Annotated in this window: 13 protein-coding genes and 6 pseudogenes; 18 read left to right on the top strand and 1 reads right to left on the bottom strand. The window is 38.6% G+C overall.

Annotated features, from left to right (window positions below):
* The 11 genes and pseudogenes from ARB69_RS24455 to ARB69_RS28390 form a co-directional block, all read left to right on the top strand.
* On the top strand, nucleotides 1–328 hold a 328-nt coding region (locus tag ARB69_RS24455), incomplete at its 5' end, for a hypothetical protein (protein ID WP_207643126.1).
* Nucleotides 329–865: 537 nt separating this feature from the next.
* Nucleotides 866–982 (top strand): annotated as a pseudogene (locus ARB69_RS28385) (8-oxoguanine DNA glycosylase); the annotation flags it as partial.
* An 85-nt stretch (nucleotides 983–1,067) separates the two neighbouring features.
* The gene (locus ARB69_RS26330; protein WP_055155278.1) at nucleotides 1,068–2,237 is read left to right on the top strand and encodes an HNH endonuclease domain-containing protein; all 1,170 of its coding nucleotides are present in this window, start codon (nucleotides 1,068–1,070) and stop codon (nucleotides 2,235–2,237) included.
* 57 nt (nucleotides 2,238–2,294) lie between these two features.
* A complete protein-coding gene (locus ARB69_RS24465; RefSeq protein ID WP_055155279.1) occupies nucleotides 2,295–2,903 on the top strand; it encodes a class I SAM-dependent methyltransferase in 609 nt (202 codons plus the stop codon).
* A 184-nt stretch (nucleotides 2,904–3,087) separates the two neighbouring features.
* Nucleotides 3,088–3,828 carry a hypothetical protein gene (locus ARB69_RS24470; RefSeq protein WP_055155280.1) on the top strand — a complete coding sequence of 247 codons (741 nt, stop codon included), beginning with the start codon at nucleotides 3,088–3,090 and terminating at the stop codon, nucleotides 3,826–3,828.
* 49 nt (nucleotides 3,829–3,877) lie between these two features.
* The gene (locus ARB69_RS24475; protein ID WP_050640594.1) at nucleotides 3,878–4,126 is read left to right on the top strand and encodes a hypothetical protein; all 249 of its coding nucleotides are present in this window, start codon (nucleotides 3,878–3,880) and stop codon (nucleotides 4,124–4,126) included.
* 99 nt (nucleotides 4,127–4,225) lie between these two features.
* Nucleotides 4,226–4,336: pseudogene (locus ARB69_RS28540) on the top strand (TOTE conflict system archaeo-eukaryotic primase domain-containing protein); the annotation flags it as partial.
* A 20-nt stretch (nucleotides 4,337–4,356) separates the two neighbouring features.
* On the top strand, nucleotides 4,357–5,223 hold the full coding sequence (locus ARB69_RS24485; RefSeq protein WP_055155282.1) for a DUF6615 family protein: 867 nt from the start codon (nucleotides 4,357–4,359) through the stop codon (nucleotides 5,221–5,223).
* Nucleotides 5,224–5,380: 157 nt separating this feature from the next.
* Complete coding sequence (locus tag ARB69_RS24490; RefSeq protein ID WP_055155283.1) at nucleotides 5,381–6,634, top strand: ATP-binding protein; 1,254 nt, start codon at nucleotides 5,381–5,383, stop codon at nucleotides 6,632–6,634.
* 109 nt (nucleotides 6,635–6,743) lie between these two features.
* Nucleotides 6,744–7,043, top strand: a complete 300-nt coding sequence (locus ARB69_RS24495; RefSeq protein WP_157355730.1) for a hypothetical protein — start codon at nucleotides 6,744–6,746, stop codon at nucleotides 7,041–7,043.
* A gap of 4 nt (nucleotides 7,044–7,047) precedes the next feature.
* Nucleotides 7,048–7,273 (top strand): annotated as a pseudogene (locus ARB69_RS28390) (transposase); the annotation flags it as partial.
* 6 nt (nucleotides 7,274–7,279) lie between these two features.
* Here the strand turns inward: ARB69_RS28390 and ARB69_RS28395 are convergent.
* Nucleotides 7,280–7,668: pseudogene (locus ARB69_RS28395) on the bottom strand (transposase); the annotation flags it as partial.
* 211 nt (nucleotides 7,669–7,879) lie between these two features.
* Here ARB69_RS28395 and ARB69_RS24505 point away from each other — a divergent pair.
* The 7 genes and pseudogenes from ARB69_RS24505 to ARB69_RS24525 all read left to right on the top strand — a co-directional run.
* Complete coding sequence (locus ARB69_RS24505; RefSeq protein ID WP_055155285.1) at nucleotides 7,880–10,870, top strand: TOTE conflict system archaeo-eukaryotic primase domain-containing protein; 2,991 nt, start codon at nucleotides 7,880–7,882, stop codon at nucleotides 10,868–10,870.
* Nucleotides 10,871–11,004: 134 nt separating this feature from the next.
* Entirely contained in the window at nucleotides 11,005–11,439 is a 435-nt protein-coding gene (locus tag ARB69_RS24510; protein WP_055155286.1) for a UPF0158 family protein, read from the top strand.
* Complete coding sequence (locus tag ARB69_RS24515) at nucleotides 11,439–12,305, top strand: DUF6615 family protein (RefSeq protein ID WP_055155287.1); 867 nt, start codon at nucleotides 11,439–11,441, stop codon at nucleotides 12,303–12,305. Before ARB69_RS24510 ends, ARB69_RS24515 begins: the two co-directional genes overlap by 1 nt.
* 65 nt (nucleotides 12,306–12,370) lie before the next feature.
* Nucleotides 12,371–12,492, top strand: a pseudogene (locus ARB69_RS28400) (DNA polymerase beta superfamily protein); the annotation flags it as partial.
* An 8-nt stretch (nucleotides 12,493–12,500) separates the two neighbouring features.
* On the top strand, nucleotides 12,501–12,689 hold the full coding sequence (locus ARB69_RS24520; RefSeq protein ID WP_055155288.1) for a hypothetical protein: 189 nt from the start codon (nucleotides 12,501–12,503) through the stop codon (nucleotides 12,687–12,689).
* A 120-nt stretch (nucleotides 12,690–12,809) separates the two neighbouring features.
* Nucleotides 12,810–12,977 carry a hypothetical protein gene (locus ARB69_RS26965; RefSeq protein WP_154253421.1) on the top strand — a complete coding sequence of 56 codons (168 nt, stop codon included), beginning with the start codon at nucleotides 12,810–12,812 and terminating at the stop codon, nucleotides 12,975–12,977.
* Nucleotides 12,978–13,121: 144 nt separating this feature from the next.
* Nucleotides 13,122–13,508, top strand: a pseudogene (locus ARB69_RS24525) (IS66 family transposase); the annotation flags it as partial.
* Between the last annotated feature and the right edge of the window lie 76 nt (nucleotides 13,509–13,584).

A 13,584-nucleotide genomic window follows, 5' to 3' on the forward strand; every position in this document is an offset into this window, starting at 1 on the left:
ACTAAATAGCAATTTGAACGAACCAAAAACCCGAACAATCGAAGGGGCTTACGTCAATATGCAAGTGACAACATTTGGTAAATTTGTTTGGGTTCGGATTGCAGGATACCCCAAAACCACAATGAAGCAAGGTCAGGAATATACTCTTTTCCGCCCAACCACAAATACCCCTATGTACGGGATCTACCGAAGGATTAACATAAATCCGACCGCTGGGTTTGTATTCCAGATGTCCAGTGTGGATGCCGAGACAAGTATTACGCCGTTTGGCGGGGATCTGACCTCGACATCAGGAATAAACGTCTCCGAATGCTACATAATGAAATAAGTTAACAGGTCAAAATAACCTAAATATATTTGCACGGATCAGAGCAGTACTTGATTGGGACCATACCACATATAAGCGCCCGCTGGTTGTCCGCTCTAATTTAGGATACAATTCACTTGCTGCGGCTGACGAGTCCAACCGCACAATTGATACTCCTGCTGCGGTTGACTCAGTTCCAAGCATTGCCATATATAATGTAGCTTTTCCAAGTGAGACAGAACTATTGAGCGCAATCAGGAAAGCTGAGTTTGCATAATTCTCCGGATATAGTAGCTTACCGTTATGGTACAAGATGTTATTGGCATTGTACTCCCCAGTAACGTCCGGAAGCCGTTGCGCAGTGTAAGACAGGCCGCCCAAATTGCTATTTAGTGAATCTAAACTGTCCGGCTATCCAGAACCATATTTGTAATGGTAATTATTTAATACTTGCTGTATAATAGCATCAATCAGAACCGATAAAACTTATCCGGTTAGTAACACGTTAGTAACAATAAAATCCCAAGAACGCTGAATTTACGGGGAAAGGGATTTTTCAATATTAATCAGGCATTAAAACAGCATTATCCGAAAGGGTTTCCGAAAAGGCGGTATAAGGGCTGTGAAGGGGTTATGCAGCAGTATATATTCTATTATGAGCTTCTGGGAAAATAACGGCTTGATTCATATACAAAAGAAGATCGATGACGGATTGAGCGGCGGTAAATTTGTCAGGTAAGGGATTGGTGGAAACATGAGTATGGAATTAAAATTGGATTCAGAAATTATTTATGAAAATAATCTAGATACAATTAAATTTGCAAAAATGCTGGATGACCCTTCCCAGTGTTATAAATTCTATTGGCTCGAAGCAATCCTGAATTTAATTAGGGATAACGAAGTGGTAAGTTTTGATGCTATTATTAATGAAATGATCTGCGGGGCCTGGTATACAGTCACCTGTTTTCACCTCCATCTGGGACCGGTTATAAAAAACAAAACAGAGAATTTTCTTGAACATGCCATTAACACTCTGGCTAAGAACACGGATTTACCACAAGATGCAGAAAGGGAAGACATTATAGCGGCCATCAAGCTGAATGAAAAGGAACTGAGAAGTGATAAAACGAACCTTACGAACTGCGTTCCGTACAGGCTTTTGTCATCTTTCCTGGATGAGCTCGGAGGCGGGAACAAACTTTGGAACCAGCGGGGGAGGCTGATTGAGTATATCAATCGGATGAATGAAAAAACATCGCTTCTCTACACCATTATTGATGGAAAAGGACTGCAGAAAAAGATCCGAATAAATCCGCACTGGAGGCAGCTGATTCTGGATAACTATCCCGTAATATACAGCTGGATCCAATTAAAGAAAATCCGTTTTCTGCAGGACCGTAACCCGGGGGTTCCCGGCATCATATATAAATTAGAGCGCGAGAATAACAAGGTCCGGAAATTGCATCACGCCAGAGAGCTATGGAAGAGTGCGGTCGAAACAGGCGGCTCTCCGATATATGATATCTACTCAGGAAAAGAATTGGATCTTAAAAGTTATGACTTGGATCACTTTGTTCCACGGTCATACATCGCAAATGACGAATTATGGAACTTAACGCCAATGGAGAAGCGGCTGAATTCCAGCAAGAATAACAGACTTCCCGAATGGGACAGCTATTTTCCGGGGCTGGCTGGCAATCAGTATTACTTATATAAAATTGTTTTCAGCAATCCCGGTATCCGTAAAAAATTCGAAAATTGCAGGAGAGATAATCTCAATGCAATATGGGCAAGTGAAACCTTATTTATCGAGGGAAACACGGAGGAAAGATTTACGAATATACTTGAACATAATTTAAAACCACTGCATGAATCCGCCTTGCTGCAGGGATATGAATTATGGAAATGTCCTGCGGATTTGATTCTGTAGCTGCTTCCTTGAAATAAATAAGAAATCCAGAAAGTTTATGGAAGGCGGGAAATACGGATGGAAGATAGTAAGACAATCACCTATTATAATGAGCATGCAGAGGAATTTATAGAAAACACCTGGAAGGCTGATATGTCAGAAGTTTACGGCCGCTTTTTAAAATACATGGAGCCAGGTGCGCATATATTGGATGCGGGCTGCGGCAGTGGTCGCGATAGCTATTGGTTTATACAACAGGGATATCAGGTGACGGCTGCCGATGCATCAGAGTCGATGTGTAAAGCTGCTGAACGACTGACCGGCCAGAAGGTAGTGCAGTTCCGTTTTGAGGATATGGATTATCAAGAGGCGTTTGACGGTATATGGGCCTGCGCCTCTTTGCTGCATGTAAAGAGAGATAAGTTACCGGAGATAATTAGGAAAATGATGACTGCCTTAAGAGCGGGGGGCGTCCTATATGCCTCCTGGAAATACGGGATTTCTGAAAGATGGTCTGATAACCGGTATTTTTGTGATCTTACACAGGAAGAATTGTTACAAATACTTTCGCAACAAGGTGGATATGTATTAGAGGAATGCTGGATTACAGAGGATGTGCGGGTAGAGCATAAATCAGAAAAATGGCTGAATGCTATTATCAGAAAAAGTAATCGAAAAATAGAATGAATAGCTCGAATTAACTGTCAGACAGAGATTTACATTCTATTTGAAGACACGGTCTGAGTGTATAGAAAATATTTATGATGGGTAGAGACTGATATGAGAAGTTGCATTTAGTATTGCATATTGTGAAAACACATTAGACGTAATAAAATGGTAAAATAATCACTATAGAAAAGAGGAAATCCAAATGCAAAATGGGAACTATATGCCTTCTTATTCAGATGATCACCTTGTGTCAGATAATATTACGTTGGCAGATTATTTGGAAAGCCAGTTTGACTTAGATAAAATAGAACTGCCGAAAGAGTATTTTTACTCATGCCTGCCACTATGCCTTTTAGACGCAATTTATTCAATTGGTGTTACTTATACTTCAACATACAATGTAGTAATAAAATACTGTAAAAAATATAACATTCAGCAGTACAGGCAGAGCGATGCTTTTCCTCCGGCAGATAAACAGCATACAATCAGTCAATTAATAGAAAATATTGAAGAGACGGGGGTACTGGACTTTGCAAGATATGTAGTAGAAAATGAACAGAGAACATCAAGTAAAAATGGAATCTTAAAATCAGAGGCTGTTCTTAATTGTGCAAAAATAATGCAGAAAAACGGTATCGAAACACTGCAGGATTTTACTGAAAAATTCAATGAAAGTATTGCAAAGAAGTATCAAACGGTAAAAGGACAGGGAAGCGGAATCTCTCTTGCTTATCTCAAAATGCTCTGCGGTGATTCAAGTTTGTTAAAACCGGACAGGCATATAATTCGATTTTTAAATGGATTTTTTAGCCGTGAAGTAAAACCGGTAGAAGCGCAGAAGATGATTGCCGAGGCCGCTGAATATCTGAAAAAGAAACATAGAAATATAAATGTACGCAGTATAGATTATCAAATCTGGGCTCATATGAGCCACCTGAAGTAATACGGCAGAATTTAAGAAAGATACAACGGATAATCAGAAAGGAATCGAAATGGCATATAAGAAGGAGTTATGGGCAGAAGCGAAGAAGAAATGCAGGTTGTCAGAGGAAGACATCCGCATGGCAAAAGAAATGGGGCTGAATCCGAAAAGCCTGATCAAGAATATTCCAAGTCCCAAGGAGCAGTGGAAGGCGCCGGTTAAGGTGTGGATTCGGGATATGTATGAAACGCGCCAGAGGAAGGCTGCGCTGAAGAAGAGAAGAAAAGAAGCTGGGAAGAGTCAAGATTCGGTGGATTAAGATATTTTTTATATGGGGAAGTAGTAAAAAGCTTTATGAAACAAAAGGTTGATAATAATACAGCAATATCAGGCAGGTCTTATTGCAGAGTATAACAATCTTGAAAAAGGTGCGGAGGAAGTAAATCTAAAATCTTTTAAATACTATGATAGAATGCTGCCAGCACAAGATCATCTGCCAGAAGGCGGTTTGGGCAATTTGATTGCACTAACCCGGGAGGAAAAGCACTAATGAAAAGAGTAGTAGTTATTGGAGAAGAGGAAGAGGAGCTTATGTTCCATCAGTGTTCTGCTTTTATTTATGAATGGTTACTGAAGCAGGTGCATGTAAAAGAAGAGTCTCTGACAGATTGGCTGCTATATGATATATCAAGCAGCAATCCCAATATTTATTATAAGGCATTTTCACGCCATGAAGAATCAATGAATGGAGCGGATTGGGAGTGGTGGATATTAACGGCGGATCCTTATTATAAAGATAAGTATAATGGCTATAGATTTTTGGTACAGGCTAAAAAGTTATGGCCAAATAATCAGGATAATTATTCATTATTAAGTTATGGTAATAAAAATGGATTCCAGATAGATTTGCTTTTGAATGAAGCCAGATATAGAAATGCGTATCCTTTATATATGTTCTACACGACCACGCAGCCGGACATAACAGAACAAATAAAAAATATTCAATTCATAGGGGAAGAAACACTCAGACGGTGCGAAGACTGCATTAACGGATGTTTTTTATCAGATGCTGGAAGTATTAGCGAGATTCTTTTTAATTTGCCAAGACATAAAATATTTGATACAGAGGTACTAAATCATTCATTGAAATTATCTCTTTTAGATAAATTATTTCAGGATCTGAGCAAGAGCGATCATATATTTAATAAACTCAATCAGAGATTGATAAAATTAGGCGGAATGGACTCTCAATACAAAGACGGGGTATATGGCATTAAGCACAGTGGAAGAGGAATACCGAATTACTTAAAGATTTTTGTCGAACGCCAGGGGCAAGATCTTAGCTGGCTTGAGAGAGAAATGAAGTTTGAGATGGGAGAGATTGGCGGATTAGCTGTTATTGATCTGCGCGAGTGAAATGGGGCAAATTGCCCTGCATGATATAGTAACTGATTATCGTATTAAAAGTATACAGTATTAAAAGTGCGCAAAATCAATCGCAAAAAAATACGATTGATTTTTTGCGCACTTTTGCATATAATATAAACAAGAAAATGGAAAGGATATGCACAGCATGCGTGAAACAAGGGTTATAGAATTCAAAGAAACAATTACAAACACGTTTTTAAAAACAGTAAGTGCCTTTTCAAATTATGATGGAGGAGAAATTTTTTTTGGAATCGATGACGCTGGTAACATTAAAGGAGTGCCGGACATAAAACAAGCATGTTTGGACATTGAAAATAAAATTAATGATAGTATTTCTCCACAACCTAATTATACTCTGGAAATACAAAATAATGATAAAACGATCAAGCTTACCGTAAAAAGTGGTGGTCAAAAGCCGTATTTATACAAATCAAAAGCATATAAGCGAAACGATACAGCGACAATAGAGGTAGATACGCTAGAATTTTCAAGACTTATTTTGGAAGGAAAAAACATCGGATTTGAAGAGTTGCCATATAAAGAACAGGATTTAGCTTTCGAAATCTTGCATCAAAAATTAAAAGAAAGTATTCAGATCGAAACATTTAATCAAGATACATTAAAAACATTGAACCTATATGAAAGATTCAATGGATATAATAATGCGGCTGGTATTTTGGCAGATAAAAATCATTTTCCGGGAATTGATATGGTAAAATTTGGTGAAAATATCAGTATCATTCAAAAGAGAGCAACATTTGAAAAGATATCAGTATTGGATGTATATGACAAAACGTTAGATGTATTTAGAGATTATTATCAATATGAAGAAATACAGGGAGCCGATAGAAAGAAGATCGAAATAATACCAGAAGCTGCATTTCGAGAAGCAATTGCAAATGCTTTGATTCATAGAATGTGGGATGTAGAATCACAAATAAGAGTTCTAATGTTTGATGATAGGATAGAAGTTATTTCACCAGGAGGATTGCCCTCCGGAATAACGGAAGAAGAATATTTATCAGGTAAAATTTCAGTTCTAAGAAATAGAAATCTTGCAAACGTATTTTATAGATTAGGGTTTGTTGAGATATTCGGAACAGGCATTACAAGAATAAAACAACTCTATGAAGAGGGACTGAAAAAACCAGAATTTGAAATATCAGAAAATACAATTAAGATGGTACTTCCGGTTTTTGAGGAGAATTTAAATTTAACGGAAGATGAGAAAAAGATATATAAAGTTTTAAGTAAAACAATATTAAAATCAATTAGCGAAATTGCACCGTATGTCCCGTTTGGCAAATCAAAGACAACACAGTTGTTGAAAGATATGGGACAAAAAGGTGTCATAAAAGTTGAAGGTAGGGGAAGAGGTACTAAGTACGTAATAAAGTAATTGAGAATTCGGGGAGAGAATATTTTTAAGATATGAAGGAGAATAAGGATTGTGATTAAAATATAAAAAATATTATCCAGACCGCCAAGCAAGGAAGGTTTTTGATGATATGCTGGGATTTCGAGCTTTATGTGATAATTATGAAGATATACTGGATCTTGGCGATTGTAAAAATATTCGTGTAGCGGATTTGTCTGATGGTAAGGCTAATGATGATGGGTATAGAGGAGTCCATGTTCATTTCCAGTTAAGCAATTACCATTATCCGATAGAGATTCAGTATAATACTTATTATGACAGGCAATTGAACAACTGGCTTCATAAATATATTTATAAACATGATTATGAAAATAAGGTTGGTCGTACGTTGCGTAAGCGTTCTGATATGATGAAAATAGAGTTTCTCTGATGCTGGAAATATGACGGTTTTAGAACTGGTGAAAAAATATCTCACAGAAAACTGGTGTAAGGCATAATACCGAGGCGAATTACAACTTTGTAATCAATATTATCAAGAAAGAAACTTTTGGAAACAAGCGGATTGACAAGGTAAAACTATCGGAAGCAAAAGGCTGGCTGATTAAGTTGCAGAGTGATGGCAGAGGGTACAGTACCATACATACCATCAGAGATGTTGTAATTTGGCAGGGTGTTCCCATAGTGTGGGCAACGCAGTTTTACAGAAGAGAAGCGGCTTTCCTCTTGAGAGAACTTTGCATCACAGACCTTACAGAGAAGCTGCCCTTTGGAACCGTTATTCTTGTAGAGGAAAGGCTTGGGGGCGCAACAGCGGGGGCAGATGCAGCTGACCGGGATGTCACATTCAGAGCGGCGGCTGACGGGGCGTATTTTCTTAGCGTAACATTTTTCAAAGTAAGGGATGAGTTCCTTGTAAGTCCAGTCCTGCCGGAAGTCAGTGACACGTGGGAGTTCATCAATTTTGAATTTTTGATATTTGGGAGAATGGGAATCATCAAAAGCCACTGCTTGAGTGGGATATATCTGCAGATAAAATTTAATAACCAGCAATTCATTTAATAAAGGTATTGAATAATGCCTAGTAAATAAATTATAATGTCCATGAGCAATGTCTCCTTTTGTATAAGGTTGGTTTGGCGATTGACATTATACCAAAAAAAGGGAGGTCATTGCTCATTTTTTGCAAACTCCCATAAAATCAAGGTTTAACAATAAAAACAGGTAGTGAATTTGACATTACCGACGGAAACGGTATGAGGTAAGAGTATGAGTAATGACGAACTTGATCAACTACGACAGCAGGTAAATAGACTGCGGAAAGAAAATAAAATATTAAAAGCACTGCTGGAGAAAGAAAATATTTCATATACAGAGGCTATCACAAGGCTTGACTCATACGAAGAAGATGACGAATACGATCCAAACCAGGGTCGGCGGATCATTCACCCAGCTCAGATCACAGATGAAATGGCAAACCGGTTTTACGCAAGGTTCTGGGGACGCCAGGATGTTTACAGCAAACGAACAATTAAGAAATCAACGGGCGAAGTGAATTATTATCCCCAGTGCAATAACTTTTGGTCTGAGAGATGTTATAGAAAAAGCGGTACGAAAATAAAATGCATGGATTGTGAATACAGGGACTGGAGCAGGCTTACGATCCGCCAGATCAAAGCACATCTATTGGGAAAATCATATGAAGCATCTGATGTAATTGGAGTTTATCCTTTACTTACAGATAACACCTGCCGTTTCTTAGTATTTGACTTCGATAACCATGAGAAAAGTGCAGAAAAGAAAGATTTTGCGAATACTGATGAAGAGTGGCGGAATGAGGTAAATGCGATGTGCAGAATCTGTGATTTGAACGGGATCTATTTCCTGCTTGAACGCTCCCGCTCCGGCAGAGGTGCACATCTATGGATTTTCTTGGATAAGCCGGTATCGGCTGCGTTAGTCAGAAAATTTGGTTTCGCTTTACTTGAAAAAGGTGCGGAGGAAGTAAATCTAAAATCTTTCAAATACTATGATAGAATGCTGCCAGCACAAGATCACCTGCCGGAAGGCGGTTTGGGCAATTTGATTGCACTTCCGTTGCAGGGCAAGGCATTACTGGAGGGGAATAGTGCATTTATTGATGAAAAATGGAATGCATATCCGGATCAGTGGTCGGTATTAATGGGCACGCCCCGACTTACGAAAGAATTTCTTGAGGAAAAGATAAAGGAATGGGAGCCTGAGTATACAGTGGCAGAGAATGGCTGTGAAAGGGCGAATGAAGATGGTAACCGTTCAAAACCGTGGAATAGAAATAGAAAATTCCATGTAGCTGATGTAGATGGCAAGTTAAATGTTGTTCTGTCAAATGGGGTATATGTCGATACTATAAATCTGAAACCGGCTATCCAGAATCATATTCGTAAACTGGCTGCATTCAGCAACCCAATTTTCTACAAGAATCAGGCAATTGGCTTATCAAACTTTGAAAATTCCAGATGGATATATTTTGGAAAGGATGAGAATGGCTATATTGAAATTCCGAGGGGGCTGTTAGATGAACTGATCGAAAAGTGTAAAGAAGCTGGAATTCCATGTGATGTTGTGGATGAACGCGCTTCCGGGAGGCATATCAATGTTAATTTTTCAGGCGAACTTAGAAAAGAGCAGGAACCGGCAGTAGAAAAACTACTGCATTATGATAACGGCATCCTGCATGCAGCTACGGCATTTGGTAAGACGGTAGTCTGCAGTGCATTGATTGCAGAGCGGAAGACAAGTACACTCATTTTATTGAAATCCTCAACGCTGATTGATCAATGGATAGAATCGTTAGAAAAATTTCTTGTTATTGAAGAAGAAATGCCTGAATATGAAACAAAAACAGGAAGGAAGAAAAAGCGTAAAAGTTTGATCGGAAGGCTTCAGGGCCCGCATGATTCCACTACGGGTATTATAGACATTGCCATGGTGGGTTCTGTTTGCAAAAAAGGCGAATTTCATCCCAGATTATCGGAATATGGTATGGTGATGGTTGATGAATGCCATCATTCAGCTTCTGACAGAATCGTAAATATTCTGAATGAAGTAAAGGCAAAGTATGTCTATGGAGTGACAGCCACGCCGATGAGGGGAGATGGTCTTGAAAAAATCAATTATATGCTGATCGGCCCGATCAGATATCAATTTACTGCCAAGGATAAGGCAAAAGAGCAGAAGATAGGCCATCTGGTCTATCCTCGTTTTACAAGAGCAGTTGTCCCACGCGGTGCAGGACAGAAAATACATCCAAATGATGCCTACGAAATCATCCGAAATAATGAGATGAGAGACCGGCAGATAATAGAAGATGTAAAATCATGTGTTTTACAAGGGAGAACTCCGGTTGTTTTGACAAAATATAAAGATCATGCAGAGGGGCTGTATCATCAACTCAATGACTATGCAGATCACGTATTTCTGATGACAGGCAATAATTCTAAGAAAGAGCATAAAGCGATACGGGAACAAATGCAGAAGATTCCCGATCATGAATCATTGATACTTGTCGCCACGGGTAAATTAGTCGGGGAAGGATTTGATTTTCCAAGGCTGGACACACTGATCATGGCAGCGCCGGTAGCATGGAAAGGCGTTGTAGAACAGTATGCCGGGCGCCTGAACCGTGATTACGAGGGAAAAGAAAATGTCATCGTTTACGACTATGTTGACAGCCATATTCCAATGTTTGACAATATGTATGCGAAGCGGATGAGAGCTTATAAACAGATTGGGTATGAGATTTGTACGGACGCAGAAAATGGAAAGCAGGACGCAAATGCTATCTTTGATTATGAAAACTATGCCGATGTTTATAATCGGGATTTAATAAATGCTGATAAAAGTATCATTATTTCCAGTCCGGTCATCAGCGGCCAGAAAGTCAGCCATATCATTTCAATGTTGAGAAGCAGGCAGGAGGCAGGTGTAAAAGTTACCATTGTAACCTGGGCACCGGATGCGTATGGTTATGGGAAGAGCGACTATTGGATGGAGCTGCACGAGCGCATGCGGAAAGCGGGATTTTATGTTCAGCTTGCGGAGGAATTCTGTGAGCATTATGTAATTGTAGATGAAGAAATTGTGTGGTATGGGAGCATGAACTTTTTGGCGAAGGAGGATGCAGAGGATAATCTGATGCGGGTATGCAGTAAGAGCATTGCTGCGGAATTAATGGAGATGACATTTGGAGGGAGTAGGGGAGTGACGGAACTGAGGTAGTGAGAGCAGGGCTTTCGGTATATATTTGTCGCCAAATACTTTTAAGAATTAGTTATTGAAATTCTTGTTTTAAGGACTGTCAAAATACTTTTTATAACAGTGTGCTTTATTCTAACGGAGGATAAATATACAAAATGAAGAAACAAATATGTATAGAAGATATTGCTGAAGAATTAGAGGCATGTACGGATAGCTGGGAACAGTTTTTAAATACCGAAACCGGTGAAATAGTGGCGTTGTCGGATGGCATGTGGATAGAACGGGATGAAGAATTAGATGAAGAGATTGATGCTTTGGATTGTTATGAACGTCTTCCGAACCAATATGAAATCCATGAGTGGAAGATTATGGAGGCGTTTGCGCTGGGAGTGACATCGGAAAGAAAACAGGAGCGGCTTTTGTTGGCACTGCATGGAAGAAAGGCTTATCGCCATTTTAAAGATGAAATTATAAACTTGGGTATTGATGAAGAATACTACGCATACCGATTCCAGGCGCTATGTAAAATTGCGGAAGAATGGTGTGAAAAGAATGAGATTCCGTATACCACCCGGGAGGAAAAGCACTAATGAAAAGAGTAGTAGTTATTGGAGAAGAGGAAGAAGATCTTGTGTTCCATCAGTGTTCTGCTTTTATTTATGAATGGTTACTGAAGCAGGCGCATGTAAAAGAGGAGTCTCTGACGGATTGGCTGCTATATGATATATCAAGCAGCAATCTGAATATTTATTATAAGGCATTTTCACGCCATGAAGAATCAACGAGTGGAGTGGATTGGGAGTGGTGGATATTAACGGCGGATCCTTATTATAAAGATAAGTATAATGGGTATAGATTTTTGGTACAGGCTAAAAAGTTATGGCCAAATAATCAGGATAATTATTCATTATTAAGTTATGGTAATAAAAATGGATTCCAGATAGATTTGCTTTTGAATGAAGCCAGGTATAGAAATGCGTATCCATTATATATGTTCTACACGACCACACAGCCGGACATAACAGAACAAATAAAAAATATTCAATTTATAAAGGAAGAAACACTCAGATGGTGTGATGGCTTCAATAACGGATGTTTTTTATCAGATGCTGGAAGTATTAGTGAGATTCTTTTTAATTTGCCAAGACATAAAATATTTGATATAGAGATACTAAATCATTCATTGAAATTATCTCTTTTAGATAAATTATTTCAGGATCTGAGCAAGAGCGGGCATTTATTGAATAAATTCAATCAGAGATTGATAAAATTAGGGGGAATGGACTCTCAATACAAGGACGGGGTATATGGCATTAAGCACAGTGGAAGAGGAATACCGAATTACTTAAAGATTTTTGTCGAACGCCAGGGGCAAGATCTTAGCTGGCTTGAGAGAGAAATGAAGTACGAGATGGGAGAGATTGGCGGATTAGCTGTTATTGATCTGCGCGAGTGAAACGGGGCAAATCGGTGCCTTTAAGATAAAAAGGAACGTGAAATGAAAGAACGAATTATAGAGGAATTAAAAAAATTGAGAATACAGTAAATGTAAGAATTATAATGGCAGTTGAATCTGGAAGCAGAGCCTGGGGGGTGCATCTCCTGATAGCGATTATGATGTTCGGTTTATATATGTAAGGAGGAATGACAAATGATAGATTGTATAATTAACATAATTAGTGGACTTTCAGATAAGCAGGCAGACGTTATTATAGCATCTATTGGACTACTAAGTGCAGCGATTGTAGCTGTAATAGGATTATTTGGCTCTGCATTTACATTTATGTTAAACAAAAGAAGTGAGCGAAAAGTAGAACTTAGAAAAATAAAAGAAAAGTAATATATTGAATTTTTAGAAAGTATAGCAGAAGCAAAAGCGGTAAATAGTAATGAAAGGGCTAAGGTTAATACTATACTTTCGGAAAGAATACAAACTATATATTTAGTTGGAGATAAAGGGGTGCAGGAAGCCTTAGCTAATTTTTTGAGTTTTTTTACATCTAGAAATAAATCAGCTGCTGAGCAGAATAAATTATATGCAGACTTAATTATGGCAATGAAAAAGGATTTATATGGACAAAGAGAAAATTCTTTAGATTCAATATCGTTTACTGTATTTACGAATTAGAGGTTTGTTTTATATTCTTCAGTGTAAATAGAAATACTTAAATATCTGGATTCGGCTGGTATTCCAAGAGAGGTTAAATAAGAAATTATTAAGTGAGTTATAAATATAGAGGGGATTACAACCTTTGATTGATAAAACATGAGAAGTTATAAAAAGAACCGCCGGCCCTATCTTACGGCCTATCTGGAAGATGGACGCTGCAGCTTCTCAAATAATCTTAGCGGAAATACGATCCGGCCATTTACCTTTGGCCGCAAAAACTGGCTGTTCTGTGACACCCCTAATGAGGCCCAGGCCAGTGCCATTGTATACACTATGGTAGAAATGGTAAAGGCAAATAGAGTAAACGTCTATCACTATCTTACTTATCTGCTTGAGAAAATGCCAAATGATAGGATGAACGATGAAAAGATGGATATCCTGGCACCGTGGAATGAAAATATCAAATCGGAAATAGAACATCGTGCAAATGATGCAAATCAATCATATGTAAATTGTCAAGGTGCTCCGGCTGCTGAAAGTATACGGTAAACCATGAGTACTGGCTCATTTTTTGACCGCCGTTTCCGGCGGCCAGGTCTACACATTGGTCGTTTTAGACTTGCTC

The sequence above is a fragment of the Faecalicatena contorta genome, assembly GCF_001404335.1.
Lineage (GTDB): Bacteria > Bacillota > Clostridia > Lachnospirales > Lachnospiraceae > Faecalicatena > Faecalicatena contortus_B.